Source organism: Pseudoalteromonas sp. NEC-BIFX-2020_002, from assembly GCF_013002825.1.
In the GTDB taxonomy this organism is placed as follows: domain Bacteria; phylum Pseudomonadota; class Gammaproteobacteria; order Enterobacterales; family Alteromonadaceae; genus Pseudoalteromonas; species Pseudoalteromonas neustonica.
Map to the genome: position 1 here is coordinate 1 of NZ_JABEPJ010000024.1, position 20,272 is coordinate 20,272.

General features: G+C 37.6%; 20 protein-coding genes. 15 read left to right on the forward strand and 5 right to left on the reverse strand.

The features are described 5' to 3' along the window. The first annotated feature begins 238 nt into the window (after positions 1 to 238). The 3 genes from HJP15_RS19505 (at position 239) to HJP15_RS19515 (ending at position 3,550) form a co-directional block, all read left to right on the forward strand. Positions 239 to 1,384 (forward strand): helix-turn-helix transcriptional regulator, encoded by a 1,146-nt coding sequence (locus HJP15_RS19505; protein ID WP_170174408.1) that lies wholly within the window; start codon positions 239 to 241, stop codon positions 1,382 to 1,384. A gap of 108 nt (positions 1,385 to 1,492) precedes the next feature. Next, the gene (locus HJP15_RS19510) at positions 1,493 to 2,770 is read left to right on the forward strand and encodes a serine hydrolase domain-containing protein (protein WP_170174409.1); all 1,278 of its coding nucleotides are present in this window, start codon (positions 1,493 to 1,495) and stop codon (positions 2,768 to 2,770) included. A gap of 165 nt (positions 2,771 to 2,935) precedes the next feature. After that, a complete protein-coding gene (locus HJP15_RS19515; protein ID WP_054205740.1) occupies positions 2,936 to 3,550 on the forward strand; it encodes a class I SAM-dependent methyltransferase in 615 nt (204 codons plus the stop codon). 216 nt (positions 3,551 to 3,766) lie between these two features. On the opposite strand, the gene HJP15_RS22445 is transcribed toward HJP15_RS19515, so the two are convergent. From HJP15_RS22445 to HJP15_RS19535, 4 genes are all read right to left on the reverse strand, one after another. Next, positions 3,767 to 3,988: a LytTR family transcriptional regulator DNA-binding domain-containing protein gene (locus HJP15_RS22445; protein WP_502706998.1), complete on the reverse strand. Its 222-nt coding sequence runs from the start codon at positions 3,986 to 3,988 to the stop codon at positions 3,767 to 3,769. A gap of 28 nt (positions 3,989 to 4,016) precedes the next feature. Further along, positions 4,017 to 4,346, reverse strand: a complete 330-nt coding sequence (locus HJP15_RS19525) for a response regulator (RefSeq protein WP_170174411.1) — start codon at positions 4,344 to 4,346, stop codon at positions 4,017 to 4,019. Positions 4,347 to 4,420: 74 nt separating this feature from the next. Further along, entirely contained in the window at positions 4,421 to 4,900 is a 480-nt protein-coding gene (bcp, locus tag HJP15_RS19530; RefSeq protein ID WP_054455040.1) for a thioredoxin-dependent thiol peroxidase, read from the reverse strand. Between the two features lie 10 nt (positions 4,901 to 4,910). Then, a complete protein-coding gene (locus tag HJP15_RS19535; protein WP_054205743.1) occupies positions 4,911 to 5,444 on the reverse strand; it encodes a glycine cleavage system transcriptional repressor in 534 nt (177 codons plus the stop codon). A gap of 351 nt (positions 5,445 to 5,795) precedes the next feature. Here HJP15_RS19535 and bamC point away from each other — a divergent pair, with 351 nt between their 5' ends. Beyond that, positions 5,796 to 6,854, forward strand: a complete 1,059-nt coding sequence (gene bamC, locus HJP15_RS19540; RefSeq protein ID WP_054455041.1) for an NlpB/DapX family lipoprotein — start codon at positions 5,796 to 5,798, stop codon at positions 6,852 to 6,854. Positions 6,855 to 6,921: 67 nt separating this feature from the next. Then, entirely contained in the window at positions 6,922 to 8,310 is a 1,389-nt protein-coding gene (locus HJP15_RS19545) for a YjiH family protein (protein WP_170174412.1), read from the forward strand. A gap of 55 nt (positions 8,311 to 8,365) precedes the next feature. On the opposite strand, the gene HJP15_RS19550 is transcribed toward HJP15_RS19545, so the two are convergent. Continuing rightward, complete coding sequence (locus tag HJP15_RS19550; RefSeq protein ID WP_054205746.1) at positions 8,366 to 10,735, reverse strand: EAL domain-containing protein; 2,370 nt, start codon at positions 10,733 to 10,735, stop codon at positions 8,366 to 8,368. Positions 10,736 to 11,137: 402 nt separating this feature from the next. Here HJP15_RS19550 and pyrC point away from each other — a divergent pair, with 402 nt between their 5' ends. The 10 genes from pyrC to HJP15_RS19600 all read left to right on the forward strand — a co-directional run bounded on the left by pyrC (position 11,138) and on the right by HJP15_RS19600 (position 20,267). Beyond that, the gene (gene pyrC, locus HJP15_RS19555; protein WP_170174413.1) at positions 11,138 to 12,190 is read left to right on the forward strand and encodes a dihydroorotase; all 1,053 of its coding nucleotides are present in this window, start codon (positions 11,138 to 11,140) and stop codon (positions 12,188 to 12,190) included. A gap of 315 nt (positions 12,191 to 12,505) precedes the next feature. Then, positions 12,506 to 12,709 carry a cold-shock protein gene (locus HJP15_RS19560; protein ID WP_054205748.1) on the forward strand — a complete coding sequence of 68 codons (204 nt, stop codon included), beginning with the start codon at positions 12,506 to 12,508 and terminating at the stop codon, positions 12,707 to 12,709. Between the two features lie 397 nt (positions 12,710 to 13,106). After that, positions 13,107 to 13,718: a response regulator transcription factor gene (locus tag HJP15_RS19565; protein ID WP_054205749.1), complete on the forward strand. Its 612-nt coding sequence runs from the start codon at positions 13,107 to 13,109 to the stop codon at positions 13,716 to 13,718. A 461-nt stretch (positions 13,719 to 14,179) separates the two neighbouring features. After that, positions 14,180 to 14,950: a DUF3450 domain-containing protein gene (locus HJP15_RS19570; RefSeq protein ID WP_170174414.1), complete on the forward strand. Its 771-nt coding sequence runs from the start codon at positions 14,180 to 14,182 to the stop codon at positions 14,948 to 14,950. 6 nt (positions 14,951 to 14,956) lie between these two features. After that, positions 14,957 to 16,321 (forward strand): MotA/TolQ/ExbB proton channel family protein, encoded by a 1,365-nt coding sequence (locus HJP15_RS19575; RefSeq protein WP_170174415.1) that lies wholly within the window; start codon positions 14,957 to 14,959, stop codon positions 16,319 to 16,321. Further along, complete coding sequence (locus tag HJP15_RS19580) at positions 16,321 to 16,845, forward strand: MotA/TolQ/ExbB proton channel family protein (protein ID WP_054205752.1); 525 nt, start codon at positions 16,321 to 16,323, stop codon at positions 16,843 to 16,845. Before HJP15_RS19575 ends, HJP15_RS19580 begins: the two co-directional genes overlap by 1 nt. 14 nt (positions 16,846 to 16,859) lie before the next feature. After that, positions 16,860 to 17,264, forward strand: coding sequence for an ExbD/TolR family protein (locus HJP15_RS19585; protein WP_054205753.1), 405 nt, complete (start codon positions 16,860 to 16,862; stop codon positions 17,262 to 17,264). After that, entirely contained in the window at positions 17,264 to 17,881 is a 618-nt protein-coding gene (locus HJP15_RS19590) for an energy transducer TonB (protein WP_054205754.1), read from the forward strand. The genes HJP15_RS19585 and HJP15_RS19590 overlap by 1 nt, the downstream gene beginning before the upstream one ends. A gap of 10 nt (positions 17,882 to 17,891) precedes the next feature. Next, the gene (locus HJP15_RS19595; RefSeq protein ID WP_170174416.1) at positions 17,892 to 19,151 is read left to right on the forward strand and encodes a tetratricopeptide repeat protein; all 1,260 of its coding nucleotides are present in this window, start codon (positions 17,892 to 17,894) and stop codon (positions 19,149 to 19,151) included. A 63-nt stretch (positions 19,152 to 19,214) separates the two neighbouring features. Beyond that, positions 19,215 to 20,267 (forward strand): hypothetical protein, encoded by a 1,053-nt coding sequence (locus HJP15_RS19600; RefSeq protein ID WP_170174417.1) that lies wholly within the window; start codon positions 19,215 to 19,217, stop codon positions 20,265 to 20,267. The last annotated feature ends 5 nt before the right edge of the window (positions 20,268 to 20,272 follow it).

The window sequence follows — 20,272 nt, forward strand, 5'->3', positions numbered from 1 at the left end:
TAAAGAGACAATCGACAAACATCGATGGCGGACTTGAAACCCTGAGGTTTTTGCAAGCGCGATTAGGTGCTTTTCTGAGATGAGGGCTTTTAATTGATTTGAAACTTGGTTAATCTGCATGTGAACTCTGTTTTTAGTCATTTTTTTATTGGTGTAACTATTTGATCATTAACAGAGTTCAACTTCAAGTTTCTTAAGATCCAACCTATGAATTTAAGCTAAAGGAAAACAAATAAAGATGTTGATTTTTCATGTTGCTCTTATTTCTATTGGTATTGTGCAAGCAGTTGTTTTGATTTTAGCAATGGTTGGTAAAAAAAATGAAGCGAACAGTACGCACAAGTGGCTGATTGCTCTATGTTTATTGCTCGTAATTAGCTTGGCAGAGGGTGTTGTTGATATTACTGGGCTAGATCAGGAATTCATTCATCTATCTATCCTGATTATACCTATCAACGGGTTATTCTTACCTTTATATTACGCTTATATTTCTGACATGGTTGGCAGCAAGCTCAAGGGTGTTTTACTTGTACATTTTACACCTTCGTTGCTTATGAGTTTAATGGTTTTCCCCTTACTGTTATTAGATGGTGGGGTTATCATTGAGTTATTTAGCGGTGATATGGATGACACGTATTTTGGCACTTTGATTTTTATCTCATTTTTTTTATTACTGATAATAACCATTGTTCAAGGTTGTTATTATATTCCAGCCTGCTTTAAACTTTTATCAAATTACAAAACTCTTATTGGTGAAAACTTATCATTTAATGAAAAAATATCATTAACGTGGTTAAAAGTTATGACAACAGGTCTTGCCATTATTTGGGTTATGTTAGTTATCGTACTTTTGACCGGAGAGTTGCTTTCGGAACATTTACTGACCGCCCTACACCTCATTAGCGCATTTCTAATTATTACCTTAAATATTTTTGGTTTAAAGCAGGTAAATATATTCAAAAGACTCAGAATCGATACACATAAATTAACCGATGAAAGTACTTATGTTCTGAAAAAAGAAAAATATCAGCGTTCGTCTCTTGATAAGGCATTAGCTAATAAGATACATCAATCGCTCTTAACATTTATGGATACAGAAAAACCTTTTTTGAATAATGAACTATCTTTATCTAGTCTTGCCGATTCACTAGACTTAACACCACATTACCTTTCTCAAGTAATCAATCAAGTCACGAATAAAAATTTCTTTGAGTTTATTAATAGTTATCGTGTGCAATTTGCGAAAGAGCTTCTTTTAAATTCAAATGACACTGTTTTAAACATTGCAATGAATTCAGGGTTTAATTCAAAAACCACTTTCTATAATGCCTTTAAAAAAGACTCTTCAATCTCTCCATCAGAATACAGGGAGCTTAAAAAGTGAGCTGATGTAGTTTTTTAGCTATATTTTCAGTGTCCCGTCTTATCGGAACGGAAGAAAATATACATTTTTTGCCTGAGAATTAGATTTTTATAGATACAGAGGCAAAAAATGAATTACGCAAAAGCACTTACACGAATACTTCTTATTTTTCTACTAACGCTTATAACAGCTTGTGGAGGAGTAGAGGAAAAAATTACTCTTTTTCTCGGCGGTATAGCTAAAGACAAGCTTGACGATGTATATCAAACAGCAGAATCTGACCCAGACATTATCAATCTTGCTATGAGTGTAGAAAGCCCTGCACAAAAATTTTCTTGGCATCAAGCAGGAGGTATTGCATATCCAAAGACCGGCGAAGAAATGACAATACAAACGCCATTTAGAATCGCAAGTATAGGAAAAACATTTACTGCCACATTGATCATGCAAATGATCGAAGCTGGTAGTCTTTCACTTTCAACGCCAATTAGTGATATTTTAACTGATAGTGATATGCCTCTTCATCATACGTTGAATGAATTACATCAGATAGGCGGCATTTCAAACGGTGAATCTTTAACAGTCGGTCAATTATTAAATCATACTAGTGGTTTACGAGATTATATCGCTGACGAACCTGATGACGATGCCACATCACATTCATTGGCCGGATTACAGATTTTAGATGTCACAAAGCTCCTACCAACAGGCATCTCTAAGCAATCATGGACAAGTATTAGCGTTCTTGAATACTTTTTTTCAAGCGGTATGCATCAATATGCAAAAAATAGCCCAGGTGAAAACTATCATTACTCTGATACTAATTATCTACTTTTAGGTATTATTATAGAAAAAATATCAGGAATGAGCCTAGCTGATAACTACCAAGTTGAGATTTTCTCTCAATCTGAAATGAACTTTGCATACTTAGAATGGCATGAAGCAGCAAAAGGAAAAGGGCCTGCTCATCATTACTCAAATTTATCGCCTTTTGGTATCGACGAAAATATTGATGTTATTGCAAGTGGACTCAATACTTCTTTTGATTGGGCTGGCGGCGGCATTGTATCGAATATAGAAGAGTTAAATTCATATGTTAGCGACCTATTCAACGATAAGCTGTTTCAGAATGTTAGTACCCTAAAAGAAATGCAAAAAACGGTTAATATTGAAAATGAAAGCTTTTCTTACGGATTGGGTATGAAGAGGATGGAGTATCAACTTGCGCATAAAACCGTTGTTGTTTATGGCCATGATGGGGCGTGGGGAACCGGTATGTATTATATTCCAGCAACAGACACGAGTATTGTATTTACAATAAATCAAGCTGCGCCTCAAGATAAAGATTGGCTATTAGAGATACTACGAGCACTGGATAAAGCTCTTTTATTTACTGCAATCAAGTAAACTTTGGCTGTTACGTATTTGGCCTTTAGATATAGTAAACAGACTAAAAACGAAATTCTGTGACGACAAATCTGAGGCTCAAATACGAGTAGGTCAAACTTTCAATTGAAATAATAGAAAGCTCTAGATACAAGCTAATTCTATAAAATATTGGATATTAATATTATGATAGGTTCAAAAGTATTTTGGAACAAAAGTGCAATTAAATATGCTAAGACAGCCATTAAAGATATCAAAACATATCAAAAAAAATTATCTATTACGCAGCAATATTTAAATAAAGAGAGTGAGGTTTTAGAGTTTGGGTGTGGTAGTGGCGGCACAGCAATAATCCACGCTCCATTTGTAAAACAAATTGTTGCAACTGATATCTCTGAAAAAATGATTGAAATAGCTAAAAACAAGGCAATAGAATGTAATGTTAAAAATGTCATTTTCAGACAAAATACACTTGATGAGCTTATCCTTCACAATCAAGATTACGATGTTATTTTAGGTTTAAACGTTATTCATCTTCTGGAGGATGTAGATAATTCTATTAATTATGTTTACAAATTACTAAAAAATAATGGTGTTTTTATCTCAAGTACCTCATTAATAGGTGAGGTGAATTTAGTACTTAGATTACTATTATCATTAATGCAGTTTATTGGTTTGGCACCTTACGTATCTGTTTTGACCAAAAATCAGTTTATTAGTAAACTTAATAAAGCAGGGTTTTCGGTAGAGTTTGAGTGGCAAACTAGTAGTGAATCAATATTTATCGTTGCAAAAAAATAGAATATGAATTTTATCCACTTTAATAAGGGGGTACTAGTTTTTTAGTTTTAATTGATAGATATTCAGTAAGTAAGACTATGCATATGATTGACATAATTTATATATTCTTATCTTTATTGTATATCTATTTTTTAAAAGTTATTTTACCCATTTAAATCAAAACCGCTTTGATAGCTTGCACCTTGGTTCGACCTATAGGTAGCCGATGACTAGATTTTAGCGTAAGCCAATACTTCCTTCCTCTGACTTAATAGATTGGAAGCAATCTATTGCCACAGTATAAGAGCGGTGGATACGAATAAAATTATCAGGTAGTAAATTGGTTAATTTATCTAAACTTTTATCGTGTAAAAAACTATTGTTGCTGTGCGTAAAGACTTTACAATAATGTCCTTCAGCTTTTAAATATTGCACTTGTTCTATAGCTAATAATTCAATTCTCCCTAAGCGCTTGTAAGTTAGATATTTACAGTGACCTGCTTGTTTTTGTTACAGCCTCTTTACTGCTTTCTTGAGTAAAGGGTTTAGCGACGAAATCCAGTATCCCTGCATCAAAAGCCTCAACCGCTCGGTCGGAGTTAGCAGAAACCACAGTAGTGTGAAAGCTTTCACTGAGTTGCTCCTTTTGTAAGGTAAACCCATCACAACCTTGCAGGTTGAGGTCCAAAAACAACAAATCTATACAATTTTGGTCTAGATAATTGTTAGCATCGTCAAGTGAATTACAGATTGTTATTTTAATGCTTTGCTCAGCAAAAGATTGCTCAACAAAACGTTTTAAGCGTTTGGTTACCATGTACTTTTATTTATAGCCAATAAAAAAGCGCTGCACATTGGCAACGCTTATGTATATTCTTAACAGCTTACAGCTCAGTCTTTAGTCAAATAATCCAACACCACTTGATGGTGATCTTTGGTTTTAAACTTATCAAACAAGTATGTAATTTTGCCATCTTGACCAATTAAGAAACTTAAACGGTGAATACCGTCGTATTCTTTGCCCATGAATTTTTTATAGCCCCATACACCAAATGCTTCTGCAATGGCGTGATCTTCGTCTGAGAGTAGGTCAAAATTAAGGTCTTTTTTCGTTTCAAAGTTCTTTAATTTTTTAACCGGATCAGGGCTTATACCAACAACGCGGGTATTTAATTGCGCTAATACGTCTTTTTCATCTCGTAGGTTTTCAGCTTGCACAGTGCAGCCAGGTGTTGATGCTTTTGGATAAAAGTACACGAGTACTTGCTGGTCTTTCAATAACTCTTCAAGAACGATTAGCTCACCATCTTGGTTTTGTAAGCTAAAGCTAGGCGCTTTATCGCCTGCTTGTAATGGACTGATTGTATTCATGGTTTATTCCTTATCGAATGCGTCTAAAAATATAGTCTACGTTAAGGGTGCGTGATAGATCCTCAAATTGAACTTTAAAGGTATCAATGTCAACGTCTACGGGAATATTAAACTCAATTTCACAGCGCATTTTTACATGCTCATCTTCATCAAACGTATCTGATTTTAGAGAACAAATGCTAATTTGATTATCTGCAAAGAAGCGAGTTACTTTACTGAGAGTGCCAGGGGTGTCTATACCAGTGTACTCGAGCGTATAGCCTGCACAAAATTCACTTTGTTTATGACTGGCTGTGCGCTTCATCATAGTCAGCAAACCTAACTCCATGCCTTTGAGAGGCAAGGTGTGTTCAATTCGGCTTATTGCAGACATGTCACCAGATAACAACATAATAAACGTAAATTCATTCCCTAAGATGGCAATGCGGCTGTCGATGATGTTGCAATGACAGTCACTGACTAATTGGGTTAATTCACTAACAATACCAGGGCGATCTTCGCCAATTGCAGTTAATACGATCTGATGGTTTGAAAAAACAGTCATAAATTCAAATACCTAAGTTATGTTTATTACAACAGACAGCGCGAGCTAAGCCAGTAATAGTGGCTGTATGGCGGCGAAGTTTAACACAAATTAGGTGCTAAACTACAGAGCACCTTAATTTACACCGTATAAAATCACGGTGTTTCTTGTTTTTAGTAGCATGGGAAAGTACCATAGTTAAAATTTTGCATAACCGCGCTCATAATATGTATTGAGTGGCTCTTCAAAACAACGGGTTTTGCATAAAAAAAAGAAATGTAAAGTTAATCTTGATTTTACACTGAACCAAATCGGCATAACCCACTCATATATTTGTTAAAACAATTAAGGGTATGCTAAGGAGAATTATCTGTGCAGTATTGGATCCCAAAAGCGCTTGCAGTGAGTGTATTGGTAGGCTTGTCAGGATGTAGTGTTTTTACTGATGAAGCGCATCATAAACGTAATTATCGTGCAACTGCACCAGTACAGGTGCCTGGGCAATTGGCGCAACCAGCGCAAGACCCCACTTATAAAATGGAAGTGGCTGCTTATGATAATAATCCAGATTCCACAAATTACCGCCCGCCAGCACAGGTTTTAACCGTAGCTAAAGGCAGCTGGGTTGAAGAAACGGATAAACAAGCGCGTGTATTTTTTGATAAAAATGACGGCATTGTCGATTTAAATAAATTTATCACTGAATCGGTTAAAGCTGTTTTGGCTGAACAACAAACACGAGTGCAGAAAGAAGATAATACAACGGGTACGATTGAAACCGATTGGTACTCAATTATAAAACCAGATGATGGCTGGTTTGCTGATAGTGCGCCTGTATCACAACAGCGTTTTATTTTTACATTGGAAGAAAAATCACACCAGCGTACAGCTTCGTTGAGTTCTAAACTGGTTGATTATAAAAGTGCAAGTGAAAAACTAACGCCGCTTTTGCAGCAACAGTTAGAAGTACGTGCATTAAATCAAGTAATTGCTGAATTTGATTATCGCTACCGTCAGCTTCAGGTTGAAATGCGTAAGCAGCAAGGCATTATTTCTCTTGAGATGGGCTTTGATAATAAAGGCAATGCGGCATTGGTAACAGAGCAAGATTACTCAGTTATTTTTGAGCGCTTTTCTGGTTTCTTAGAGCGCTTATCTTTTACAATTGTAGAGATAAACCAAGAAAAAGGCCTTATAACGGCTGACTATAAAAAGCCTGAATCAAGCGTCTGGGATTCAATTTGGGGTGATGAACTTGCTGAGTTACCAATTGATGAAGGGCAATACCAAATACTCGTTAGCCGAACGAAAGAGGGCGGCACTAGTTTAACTTGGATGGATGATAAAGGGGCAACATTGGAGCCTGGCACTATGAACGATCTACAACAAGCATTAGAAAATGCCTTGCGTCAGCGCGGTATTAAAATTTAATCAAAAATAAAATAATAACCACAAAAAGAGCATTTGGCTCTTTTTGTGGTTTTAACAGGTTGAAAATATGTCTAAGTTAAACTCACCCAGCCCGCAGCAGCATCAAAAGAGCTACGATTTAAGAGTATGGTTTGCCTTTTTAGTCCCCTCTTTGATTGGCGTGTTCTTATTTATGACACCGGTTCCATCTGGCGAGATCATGACGATACCAATCGCGGTAATGGCTAAAGCAGTGCAGGCTTCATTTGCAGATATTGCTTTAGGTCTGATCGCGTTTGTTATTTGTTTTGCAGGCGTAATGTCTATTATATTCAGTGTGTTAAAGCCAAAAAGCTTAACAAAATTTCGCTTGCTTAATCATTTGTTTAATGTGAGTTGGATTTGGTTAGTCACTAGGCTACTAGGTATGCTGTTTGTGCTATTAACTTACTTTCAAGTTGGACCTCATGCGATAACGTCTGAAAATACAGGGCTTCTGGTATTAAAAGATTTACTGCCTGTATTATTTTCGGTATTTATTTTAGCGGGTTTATTACTTCCTTTATTGCTTAACTTTGGTTTACTTGAATTAGTGGGGACTTTATTAACGAAAGTGATGCGTCCATTATTTGGGGTGCCAGGGCGTAGTGCGGTTAACTGTGTTGCCTCTTGGTTGGGGGATGGGAGCGTAGGAATTTTAATGACCGCGCGTCAATATGAAGATAAATACTATACACAACGTGAAGCTGCGATAATTGGTACCACTTTCTCTGCTGTTTCAATCACTTTTTGTTTAGTGGTTATTGGCCAAGTAAAACTGGAATACCTATTTGCCCCATTTTATGCAACGGTATGTTTAGCCGGGGTTGTGGCCGCGATTATAGTACCTCGATTACCACCGTTACGCTTTAAAAAAGACTTATTAATTGACGGTACGAAGCCTGATGTTAACGCTGAATTAGTACCTGAAGGTAAAACGTTATTTAAGCATTCATTGGATGTTGCATTAGCTAAGGCTGAAAAAGCACCCGGGTTAAAGGGAACATTAAAAGAAGGCGTTCATAACGCGCTTGATATGGTGTTTGCTGTATTACCAGTTGTAATGGCTGTGGGCACATTTGCATTGATTATTGCTGAATATACGCCGGTTTTTCAATATTTAGGTATGCCATTTATTCCGTTTTTAGAGTTATTACAAGTGCCTGAAGCTGAAGCCGCTGCGCAAACAATTATGGTTGGTTTTGCCGATATGTTTATTCCATCAATTTTAGCGGCAGGTTCGATTGAAAGTGATGTAACGCGTTTTATCATTGCCGCAATGAGCGTGACGCAATTAATTTATATGTCGGAAGTAGGTGCACTATTACTGGGCAGCAAAATCCCCGTGAACATTTTGGAGTTGTTCACAATCTTTATCCTGAGAACCTTGGTAACACTTCCGGTGATAGCGCTTATGGCACATTGGCTAGTTGGTTGATTTAGAGACTCAGATACAAAAAAGCCCTGTTTATCGGGGCTTTTTTGTGAGCTATTTAAAGTGGTTGATCAATTAAGAGGATAGCTTGGCATGCAGGCAATGGTTTGGCTTTTAGAAAACCTTGCCCGTAATTACATTTTGTTTGTTGTAGTGTGGTTAATTGTTGTTGGGTTTCAATGCCTTCAGCAACTACATCAAGTTCAAGTGATGATGCCAATGATAAAATAGCGTCAACAAGTGGAGTTGGCGTGTCTTTGAGGTGATCAATAAAGCTTTTATCAATTTTTAGCACATGGATAGGGAGCTGATGTAAATAGCCAAGTGCTGAATAGCCTGTACCAAAATCATCTAAGCACAGTTTAACTTTTAATGGTGATAGACCTTCAATAATTTTGGTTGCCAGCTCAAGGTTCTCTATTAATCCTGACTCAGTTATTTCTAAACACAAAGAACCTAAAGGCAGTTGATAGGTATTATAAATTGCATGAATTTGTGAGACGAAATCAAGACTCGCAAAGTGCCTCGACGACACATTGACAGTGATCCGTAAAAAGCGCTTTCCCTGTTGTTGCCAAGTTGAAATTTGTTTAGCAGCCAGCTCAAGCAGATGTAGATCAAGGTTAATAATTTGACCGGTATTCTCTGCAATTGGAATAAAATCATTGGGTGGCACAAAGCCTTTTGTTGGGTGATGCCAGCGAACTAAAGCTTCAAAACCAACTACATGACAATCACCAATGGTAAAAATTGGTTGAAAATACAATTCAAATTCATTGTGCTCAATACCGTGTTGTAGATCATTTTCAATATCAGCATGACTTTTTAGCTTTTTACGCATGGTATTATTAAAGAAGCGAACCTGGCTGCGGCCATTCGATTTAGCCTCATACATAGCCGCATCAGCATGCTGTAAGAGCTTATAAGCTTTATCGTTTTTATTATCGCAAAAAGCAACACCAATACTTGTTGAGGCTTGGAGTAAATGCCCATCAATGTTAAGTGGTTCAGCTAAGGCTTTTTTTATTCGTTTTAGTGCTTCAGTTACTTGATTTTTATGGGTGATATTTTCCATAAGGATTGAAAATTCATCGCCGCCCAATCGTGCAAAGGTATCTGTGTTACGGATGGTTGCTTTAATGGATTTACAAATGGCGATTAAAAAATGGTCACCAACTTCATGGCCAAGTGAATCGTTAATACTTTTAAAACGGTCAAGATCGAGGTAGAGCAAAGCATGGTAAGTGCCTTTGGGGGTACGAGTCAGTTTTAAAATGGCATGCTTAATACGATCAATCAATAAGGAGCGGTTTGCCAACCCCGTTAACTCATCATGTAAGGCGCGATATTCGAGTGCTTGTCGTGAGAGCTGTCTGTCAATTGTCAGACTGATCTGGCGACTCACGTATGTTAAAAGTGCTAAATCATGATCATCATAATGATGTGTTTTATCGTAGCTCTGTACAACAATTACACCACTAATATTATCACTTACTTTGAAAGGGACACCCAGCCACGATTCTGACTGCCTGCCCACCATTTTAAAATGGCCAGCTTGAATGTGTTGTTGGTATTCTTCTTTATTTAGTAATAAAGGTTGTTCTGAATTGAGCAAATAATATGAAGCCGTATTTTTAAGTTGCTCTTTTGATATTTTTTTATGAGCATTTGAGCGAACACCCTGCTCAACAATATAGACGATGTCCAAAATGTCTATTTGCTTATCGTAAAGTGCAACTAAGAAGTTGTCAGCCCTTAATAGGTTTGTCAATATGCCATGAAGTGACTCTAAAAATGTATCTAAATCATTTGCTTGGTAAGTCAAATTAGCAATTTGCAATAATGTACTTTCAAGCTTTTGTGCCGTATTTAGCTGGCTGACTGTTTGCTGTAGGTTTTCTACAGTATTGACATGATTAATTTTGGCGCTTAGTAAATGTGCCACAGTGGTTAAAATTTCTAAATGAGCATCAGTAAAGTAATTGTGTACTGGGTGTTCACAGTCAATAACGCCTAAAATCTTCTCTTTGTAAATTAATGGAACGCACAGCTCTGATCTGGCAGGGCGGGCATCAGCAATATAACGGCTATCTGTACTTACATCGCCACTAATTACTGCGCGACCTGTTGATGCAACATAACCGGTGATCCCTTGATTGAAATTAATGATACTACGTTCTATGGAGTAATCACTCGCTGAGTTAGATACGCCCATTGATGCGACTTCATGAAGGGTGGCATTTTTTTCATCGGCGATATATATCACACAATCGACAAAACCTAAGCGTTTAACGACTTCTGTCGTGGCATATTCAAACAGTTCATCGAGTCTATCTAATTGTAATAAGCTTGATGAAAACTGATTAATAATGCTCAGTTGTTCTGTTTTTACTTCAAGAGCAGAAGATAAATCTATTTTATTTTGCATAAGGCACGTGTGGTTTTTCTAATTCTTATAGTTCATATAAATATACGTTAACGGAATATTAACTTATAAACAAAGTATATATGAAAAAAACAACGTGAGTGTGTAAATACAAACGAACAGCCAAGGTATTGAAGATGCAATGCTTTCACATTTGTGGGGGAGTCCTTATAAGGCCCTAGGAAGAACCCTTTGGGCAGCGCATGTTTGGCATTTATACTGCGTTATCGCCTATTTATGGGGAACAACCACACACCATAGGCGCTGCCTTGCCTAGATACCAAATAGACTGCCGCAAGATTAATCACGAAAGGTCAACACGCCCGAGTAAAAAAGGGCAATAAAATCTTTACTCAGATGAATCATATGCATATGATCAACTAAATTCAGCCGTGGAAATAAGTAATGACAAATAAAGCCCCCAATACTCAGTCAACATTAACTATAACTCGTCCAGATGATTGGCATGTTCATTTACGAGATGGTGATCAACTTAAAGATACCGTTCGTGATATTAGTCGATATATGGGCCGCGCTATAATAATGCCTAACTTAGTACCACCCGCAATTTGTACTGAAACAGCTTTATCATATCGAGCACGTATTATGGCTGCAGGCCCACAAGGCAGCTTTGAACCATTGATGGTGCTTTATTTAACAGATAAAACCTCACCAGATGAAATAAAAAAAGCGCATGCAACTGGTAAAATAGTCGCTGCAAAAGTATACCCTGCTGGTGCAACGACGAATTCTGATTCTGGTGTTACATCCATGAAAAACATTTATCCGGTGCTGGAAGCCATGCAAGAAGTGGGGATGTTATTATTGATCCATGGTGAGGTTACTGATTCTTCAATCGATATTTTTGATCGTGAAAAAGTATTTTTAGATACTATTATGGTTGATGTTGTTAAAGACTTCCCTGAGCTTAAAATTGTTCTTGAGCATATTACGACTAAAGATGCTGTTGATTTTGTTAATAATGCATCAGAAAATGTTGCAGCGACGATTACAGCACATCATTTGCTTTATAATCGGAATCATATGCTTGCCGGTGGGATCCGCCCTCATTACTACTGCTTACCTATTTTAAAGCGAAACACGCACCAGCATGCACTAATAGACGCTGCGACTAGCGGAAGTAAAAAGTTTTTCTTGGGTACAGACTCTGCACCGCATTACAAAGACAAAAAAGAAGCTGCATGCGGATGTGCGGGTGCGTACACAGCTCATGCTGCATTAGAGCTTTATGCAGAAGCTTTTGAGGATGCTGGGGCTTTAGATAAACTTGAAGGGTTTGCAAGTCATTATGGTCCAGATTTCTATGGTTTAGCACGTAACACAGACACCGTTACTTTAATAAAACAGCCATGGACAGTACCAGCAAGTTACCCGCTTGGTGGTGATCACGTAGTACCAATAAAAGCTGAATCAGTTATTGAGTGGCAAGTTAAATAAATCGCGGTTTAGCCTATAGTTAAAGTACGTTTTTAGTTTTAAAATTAATCAGTTAGATAGTGTTTCGTGCATTGCGAATTGGCAGACAAAATATTTACTAATTAATAGAGCAAAAACGTTTTTATTGTGCTAATCTTATATTGCTTTGAGTTTTTGCGTATTGAATTTACGGATATTGTGCTGCGTTTAAGGTTACCGGTTAGGTTATTACTTGTTCCTGTACTATACCTCCAGATTTTTGGGCATTGACTCAGGGAGGATATTGCCATAATAATATGGCTGAATTTTAATTATTGACTTACAGGAAAATTTAGTATGTCGGTTACTGGTAAAGTAAAGTTTTTCAACGAAGCTAAAGGCTTTGGTTTTATTGAACAAGAGAATGGCCCTGACGTATTCGTACATTTCAGCGCTATCACTGGTTCAGGTTTTCGCACTCTAAGCGAAGGCCAGCAAGTGTCTTTCGGCATCAAGCAAGGCCAAAAAGGCCCTGAAGCTGAGAACGTAGAACTAGCATAATTTTATTATGTGAACCTAAGTTCATCGTGGTGAAACAGAGCCCTGTTTCACCATAATCCTCCTCAAATTTTTATAAAATTACATTTTTTAGCAATACTAAAACATTATTTATTAAATCATTCCGCATCCCAATTACTGAATTTTATATTCATCCTTGTTTTTATCCTGTATCAGTTTGTTTATATTCGTTATCCTTATACTTTAGAATTAACATCTATAACATAAATTATATTTTCTGAATGAAGAACACATAGTAAATTTTATATTCATTATAAAGTTCATTCACTGATTGCGACGATTGCCACATCAAAATGCTTGGCAAGAAGCAGGAACAATTAGCTATCTTGGTTTACACTAAGTTTAAGCATTACAAAGTAAGTAAAGGGTTTGCTAATTAATGAATATTAGAAATAACGTACTGATCGTTGATGATCACCCAATGGTATGTGCAGCGATAAAAACCACCTTAGGTACATCTGCATTAGTTGGTGATATATATACAGTCGCTAGTCAAAAAGCGGCATTGGATGCTCTAAAGAAAAATAATATCACGCTTATTATTTTAGATATTGAATTGGAAGATTCTGACGGTTTTAGCTTATATAAACGCGCGCTTTTAGATGGGTATAAAGGGCATGTTCTTTTTTTATCCGCTAAACAAGATAAGCATATAATTCGTACCGCCGCAAAGTTGGGAGCTCAAGGGTTTATCAATAAGGCTGAGAGCTTAGAAGATATCACTTCTGCAGTTGAATTAATTTTACGTGGTTTTACTTTTTTCCCGCAAGGTGATTTGGTTAGTAACGATAAAGATCTAGATGAAATACTTACTGAGCGTGAACTTACTGTCATGCGATATCTTATAGAAGGGCTATCTAATAAGGATATAGGTGAAAAATTGTTTATAAGTAATAAAACAGTCAGCACCTATAAAACGAAGATATTCGAAAAGCTAGGTGTTGACTCAGTCATTTCACTGGCGAAACTTGTAAAAGAAGACTCTTTTTAAAATTTAGCTGTAAGAAGTTAAGTACACCCTGTGTAATTTAATACATTTTACAGCTAATTCCTTTCATTTTTGTTTCAACCCGTGCATAAAAACGCTTTTTTACTGAATGATTAAGCTTATATTAAAGTTTCCTGAAATATTTTTTTTAAACCTCGCTTTGACATGAAATGTTACATTTATGTGCGTCTTTAATTTATTTAAAAAAAAACCGTCGTTAGTTAGCGGCTTTTATAGACCTTCGAAAAATCCACCTGTTGCATTTATGTTAATCCTTTGTTTTTTGTATTTTAGTTTATGTTGCTTCTGAAGATTTATTTCTAGTTAATTCCAAACATCAAGTTGACAGCGTGCATTGCATTTAGCATTATTGGAGGGTTGATATCTATTAAAAGATATCAGGGTTGTCTTCTTCGGAGGATAATTAAATTATAAAAGTAACATTACTTAATTGGTTGGGAACTATGTCTGTTAAAATCAGAAAGAGTCTTGTAGCAACTGCGTTGGTTGGCGCATTTGCATTCGCAAGCAGCAATGTGATTGCAGATCCTTTGAAGGACGTGCAAAACGCAGGTCTAAAAATTCAAACGGCTGCGGTTAAGTCTCAAACTAAAATTGACAACGTATACGGTCAAACTCAAGAGCTTATCGCTGAGTACCGTAGCATTGTTGATGAAACTGAGCTTTTGAAAGTATACAACGATCACGTTGCACGTTTGGTCGCTGACCAAAATGCACAAATTGAATCGTTTGACCGTCAAATCGCTACTATCGACAACACAAAACAAAACGTTGTGCCTTTGATGTATCGCATGATCGATACGCTCGAGCAATTCATCAAAGCGGACGTTCCGTTTAACAGTGACAATCGTTTAGCGCGCGTTGAAAGATTACGTGAAACAATGGTTTCTTCTTCTGTAACTACATCAGAGAAATTCCGTCAAGTATTAGAAGCCTACACTATTGAAGCTGCATACAGCTCTTTAGTTGCTGCTTCACAAGGTACTTTAGAAGTTGATGGCAAAAGCATAAATGTTGATTTCGGCCAATTAGGTCGTATCACTTATGTTGCACAATCGTTTGACCTTAAGCACGCGTGGGTTTGGGATAACAACACTAAACAGTGGAAAGAATTAGGTGAAGAATACCTAAAACCTGTTAAAGAAGTTATCCGTATGGCGCGTAAGCAAGCGACATTAGAACTTGTTAAACTACCAATCTTTGGCGCGGAGTAATCAATAATGAAGAAACTATTTAAAGGTTTTGCTGTTGCAGCAGTACTGTCTGTTTCTGCAGGTACCGCGCTTAATGCACATGCAAGTTCTGCTGCTCTAGATAAAATTCTTGAGCAAGTAAAACAAGAGCGTATCTCTGAAGGCAAAATCAATAAGCAACGTGAGCAAGAGTTTCTTTCTGCTCGTGCTGACAAGCAAGCGTTACTTAATAAAGCGAAGAGCCAATTAGCGTCTGAAAAGTCGCGTGGAACTCGTTTAACTAAAGAATATGCACAAAACGAAAATACCTTAGCTGAAAAAGAGGCTGCTCTTCAAAGCGCACAAGGTACTTTAGGTGAGATGTTTGGTGTTGTACGTCGTGCAGCACAAGATGCAATCGGTTCAATCGAAGCATCACTTGTATCTGCTGAAAAGCCAGGTCGTGCTGAAATCTTACGTTCATTAGCTGCTGCTAAAGAATTACCAACAGTTCGTGAACTTGAAGAGCTTTGGATTTCTTTACAAACTGAAATGACTGAGTCAGCGAAGGTTTCAACATTTGAAACTGAAGTTGCAGGTCTTGACGGTAATGCATCTATCAAGAAAGTAACGCGTATTGGTAACTTCAACTTAGTAACAGATGATGGATACTTAATCTATTCACCTGAAACTAAATCGATTCAGCCACTAGGTAAGCAACCAGACGGTTTTATCCTTGCAGGTATTGATGATTTAGCAAATACTTCATCTGATAACTTTGCTGGTGTTTATGTGGATCCAACTCGTGGTGCGATCTTACGTATCAATACACAAAAAGCGACACTTGAAGAGTACTATCATCAAGGTGACGTTGTTGGTTACATCATCACTGCGTTGTTAGGCTTAGGTTTATTAATCTTCCTAGCTCGTTTTGTTGACCTAACGCTTACAAAAAGCAAAATCAACAGCCAGCTTAAAAATCTTGCTACACCGAATACAAATAACCCATTGGGTCGTATTCTTAAAGTGTACCATGATAATAAGAATCAAGACGTTGAAAACCTTGAGCTTAAGCTTGATGAAGCGATTCTTCGTGAAACGCCACGCATTGAAGCTGGTATCAACATTATCAAAATCCTTGCTGCAATCGCGCCACTACTTGGTCTACTAGGTACGGTAATCGGTATGATCTTAACGTTCCAAACAATCACATTGTTCGGTACAGGTGATCCGAAGATCATGGCAGGTAACATCTCTCTAGCACTTGTAACTACTGCGCTAGGTCTAATTGCTGCACTACCACTTATTCTTCTTCACGCTGTTGTTGCGGGTCGTAGTAAGTCGGTATTACACATCCTTGATGAGCAAAGCGCAGGTATCATCGCTACTCACGCGGAGAAGGAGAAAGCCTAATGCTAGTCCTGATGGAAATCTGGGAATCTATCAGGGATTTTGTTGGCACAGGCGGCCAGGTTTTATACGTGGTCGCGATAGCACTCTTTCTTATGTGGGTTTTAATGATTGAGCGCTATTGGTTCTTACTTGCAGAGTTTCCTCGTTTATCGAAGGGAATTATAGCTAAGTGGGATGCCCGCCAAGACACTACGTCTTGGTACGCACACAGAATCCGTGAAGCATGGATTTCTGAAGCGTCTGAAAAATTAGATCAGCGTATGTTGTTGATTAAAACATTGGTAGCTGTTTGTCCTTTAATTGGCTTACTTGGTACAGTAACAGGCATGATCGCGGTTTTTGAAACCATGGCAAGCCAAGGTACGGGTAATGCACGTTTAATGGCATCAGGTATTTCAATGGCAACAATCCCAACAATGGCTGGAATGGTTGCGGCACTATCTGGAGTATTTTTTAGCTCACGTCTTGAGACAAAAGCTAAAATGGTGAAAGCCAAACTTATTGATAGTATGCCTCATCACTAGAGAGAGAATTAAATATGGCACGTAAACAACGTTTTCGTGAAGAAGAAGATGCAACGGTCGATATGACACCGATGCTTGACATCGTATTTATCATGCTTATTTTCTTTATCGTAACTACATCGTTCGTTAAAGAGGCTGGTATCGAGGTCAATAAACCAAAAGCGGCCCAAGCTACGAAGCAAAAAAATGCTAACATTTTTATTGCTATTCGTGACAACGGCGAAATCTGGATTGATAAACAGCAAGTTGATGTTGAACGTGTTTCAGCAAAAATTGAAAGTTTATTAGCAGAACAACCTACTGAAGTTGTAATTTTGCAAGCTGACAAAGATGCAAAACATGGCGTAGTGGTTAAAGTTATGGACCAGATTAAAGCGACGGGCGATAACCTGAGAATTTCAATAGCTGGAGATCAGTAATGATTCGTTTTCTGTTTTCACTGATTGCAGGTGGGGCAGTTACTTTCGGCTTGTTCTACTTCATGGCTTTCCTCATCTCTGGTGGGGCTGACCGTAATACGGAACAAAAAGAGCAGATCATAGTCGAAATTATGACGAATCCGCCTGAATCTAAGGTGCAAGAGAGGAAGCGTGTACCGCCTCCGCCTCCACCACCGCCAAAGCAGCCGCCTAAACCGCAGCCGCCACAGCCGGAAAACAACAACCCAAATCCGGGTGCTATGTCATTTAATATGGGCAGCATCGATGTGGGAAGTTCGGCAGGTGGTTTAAGTGGTCCAGGTGCATTTGGACGTGACGGTGATGCGACACCTATCGTTCGAATTGAACCTAAATATCCAACACAAGCAGCACGTGATGGTAAAGAAGGTTGGGTACAACTTTCATTCTCAATTGATGAGCTAGGTGGAGTGACTGACATCGATGTTATCGACGCAGACCCTAAACGTATCTTTGATAGAGAAGCTAAACGTGCGCTTGGTAAGTGGAAGTACCGTCCTAAGATTATTGACGGAAAACCACAAAAACAAGTTGGTTTACAAGTTCAGCTAGACTTTAAACTTAACCAAGGCAATTAAGGAGGCAAGTATGAGAAATTTATCTAAAGTAACAGCACTTGCGGTACTTATGTCTTTCTCAGGTGCAGTATTTACTGCACCTGCTTTAGCGGCGCCTGATTACGCAAAGATAGAAGAGCGTAAAAAAGCAAAAACTAGAGTGATGGGAGAGCGTGTTGGTAAGAAAGTAATCAAAGCATTTGATCTTTATAATGAAGAAAAGCTTGATGAAGCAATTGCTATGCTTAAAGAGCTTGAGCCATCAGATGACTTTGATAAAGCGACAGTTAACCGCTACTTAGGTAGTATGTATGGTCAAAAAGAGCAGTATAAAGTTGCGATTAAATACCTAGAACTAGCTGTTGCGCCTGATATTTTAAACTTTGCTGATCATGAGCAAAGTTTAAAAACATTAGGTGATATGTTAGCTGGCACAGAGCAGTATGAAAAAGCGAAAAAAGCGTATGTTGCGTGGATGGACTTTACTGGTCAAGAAGATGCAACTGTTTACACACGCATCGCTCAAGCTAATTATCAGCTAGAAAAGTTTCGCGACGTTTTTGAGCCGGCAGATAAAGCAATTAAACTTCAAAAAGAGCCAAATAAAGGCCCTTACCAATTAAAATTAGGTTCTTACTTTGAACTTAAAGACTATAAAAATATGGTTAAAGTTGGTGAAGAAATTGTTCGTATCTGGCCTGATGATAAAAAAGCATGGGTAAGCCTAGGTAAATACTACCTCCAAACGGAAGACTATAAAACTGGTCTTTCGACGATGGAAGTCGCATTTAAGAATGGCTATTTTGAAACTGAAGTTGATTATAAAGTTTTGTCTAACTTCTACTCTTTGAATGCAATACCTTTTAAAGCTGCTAAAGTTTTAGAAGATGCGATCAATGAGAAGAAAGTTAAACGTACAAAACAAAATATCTCTGCAGTGGCAAGTAATTACCATCGCTCTCAAGAAATAGAGAAAGCAGCTAAGTACTATGAAGAAGCGGCAAAATTTGATGACGATGCTGAGTTTTACCGCAAAGCAGGTTCATTATTGCTTCAGTCGCAAAACTATAGTGCAGCCGTTGTTCGTTTGAACAAAGCTCTGGAATTAGGTTCTGATAAGAAAGGAACTATATATACAGATTTAGCAGAAGCTTATTACTATCAAGAAAAGTATAAGCAAGCTTATGCTGCTATTGTTAAAGCAATGGATGATCCTCGCACACGTAAGTTTGCAAAAGGTTGGTCAACTTATATTAAAGATAAAGCCGCTCGCAACGGTGTTAAGATTTAACTTTAATTTGCTGTAGCAATTTATAAAAAGCCCCATAGGGGCTTTTTTTATTGGATTATACTCATGATAAAACATTTACTAACGGTGTGCTTTCTCGGTTTTTTATTAAGTGGATGTGGTGAAAGTCACACGCAGTATCAAACAAAAGATCATGCTTTACTGACCCTGCAAACATTAAACCAATTACTAAAAACTAACGGATCAATTAAGCAAGTGAGTGAGGAGCAATGGCCATTCACAAACGCTTATTTAGAAAAACGGCATTTAATTTATCAAGGAATTAATACGTTTGATTTAGAGCCAACAGAGCAAAGGCTGTTGGATTATTTAATTATTGCTGAGCGTTTTCCTGAGCGCTATTTTCCCTGGCCAGCACATATTCCTGTGCTTGAAAATATGCTTAACTATAATCAGACGCTCGATATATCACAGCAGATAGCAAGCTGGATTAATTTTAATCAACAGCAGTTGATACTTGCCAAAGAAAGCAATCTAAAGCTAAATTCAATCGAATTGGGTATGTTAAAACAGCAGGTGAGTGTAAGTTTAAATCGGCCCAGCTTACCTTCAAATGTACAATTAGCATTACAAGGTTTTAATGAGTACTTATTAGCTTATATACCTAGAGGAAGCGCAGGTTTACATGGCTTAGCGAATGGGGGGCCATGGTATCAAAGTAAATTAAATTATTTTTCTGGTATGACTAAGCCTCCATTAAATTGGTTGGTAGCGGTACAGTCTGAATTAAAAGTAAGACAAAGGGAAAGTTTTGGATTGACGTTGGCGCTAGATCATCAGTATTCAGTATTAGAGCAGTGGCTCAAACCAACCGCGATTGAGAGCATAGGTTTTGACTGGGCACAAAATTATCAAGACCTTACTAAAGCTGTGTTAAGTAAAAAATCAGAGCTAACAGCACCAGATCAAGTATTTTGGTTGGCGATGATGGAGACCGACGTTGGTATTCACTACCATGCTTGGACACCACAACAAGCCAAAGTTAACTTGCTTAAGCACTTAAGCTTAACACCGCAGCAAGCTCAATACTTGGTTGAGGACATTGTTTTTTATCCTGGATCGAGCTTTAGCTTTTCATTTCTTTTAGATAAAAAGTAAACGTG

Coding starts and splice junctions, on each gene's coding strand:
- HJP15_RS19505 (WP_170174408.1), top strand. CDS start 239: ATGTTGATTTTTCATGTTGCTCTTATTTCTATTGGTATTGTGCAAGCA.
- HJP15_RS19510 (WP_170174409.1), top strand. CDS start 1,493: ATGAATTACGCAAAAGCACTTACACGAATACTTCTTATTTTTCTACTA.
- HJP15_RS19515 (WP_054205740.1), top strand. CDS start 2,936: ATGATAGGTTCAAAAGTATTTTGGAACAAAAGTGCAATTAAATATGCT.
- HJP15_RS19525 (WP_170174411.1), bottom strand. CDS start 4,346: ATGGTAACCAAACGCTTAAAACGTTTTGTTGAGCAATCTTTTGCTGAG.
- bcp (WP_054455040.1), bottom strand. CDS start 4,900: ATGAATACAATCAGTCCATTACAAGCAGGCGATAAAGCGCCTAGCTTT.
- HJP15_RS19535 (WP_054205743.1), bottom strand. CDS start 5,444: ATGACTGTTTTTTCAAACCATCAGATCGTATTAACTGCAATTGGCGAA.
- HJP15_RS19545 (WP_170174412.1), top strand. CDS start 6,922: ATGTCTAAGTTAAACTCACCCAGCCCGCAGCAGCATCAAAAGAGCTAC.
- HJP15_RS19550 (WP_054205746.1), bottom strand. CDS start 10,735: ATGCAAAATAAAATAGATTTATCTTCTGCTCTTGAAGTAAAAACAGAA.
- pyrC (WP_170174413.1), top strand. CDS start 11,138: ATGACAAATAAAGCCCCCAATACTCAGTCAACATTAACTATAACTCGT.
- HJP15_RS19560 (WP_054205748.1), top strand. CDS start 12,506: ATGTCGGTTACTGGTAAAGTAAAGTTTTTCAACGAAGCTAAAGGCTTT.
- HJP15_RS19565 (WP_054205749.1), top strand. CDS start 13,107: ATGAATATTAGAAATAACGTACTGATCGTTGATGATCACCCAATGGTA.
- HJP15_RS19570 (WP_170174414.1), top strand. CDS start 14,180: ATGTCTGTTAAAATCAGAAAGAGTCTTGTAGCAACTGCGTTGGTTGGC.
- HJP15_RS19575 (WP_170174415.1), top strand. CDS start 14,957: ATGAAGAAACTATTTAAAGGTTTTGCTGTTGCAGCAGTACTGTCTGTT.
- HJP15_RS19580 (WP_054205752.1), top strand. CDS start 16,321: ATGCTAGTCCTGATGGAAATCTGGGAATCTATCAGGGATTTTGTTGGC.
- HJP15_RS19585 (WP_054205753.1), top strand. CDS start 16,860: ATGGCACGTAAACAACGTTTTCGTGAAGAAGAAGATGCAACGGTCGAT.
- HJP15_RS19590 (WP_054205754.1), top strand. CDS start 17,264: ATGATTCGTTTTCTGTTTTCACTGATTGCAGGTGGGGCAGTTACTTTC.
- HJP15_RS19595 (WP_170174416.1), top strand. CDS start 17,892: ATGAGAAATTTATCTAAAGTAACAGCACTTGCGGTACTTATGTCTTTC.
- HJP15_RS19600 (WP_170174417.1), top strand. CDS start 19,215: ATGATAAAACATTTACTAACGGTGTGCTTTCTCGGTTTTTTATTAAGT.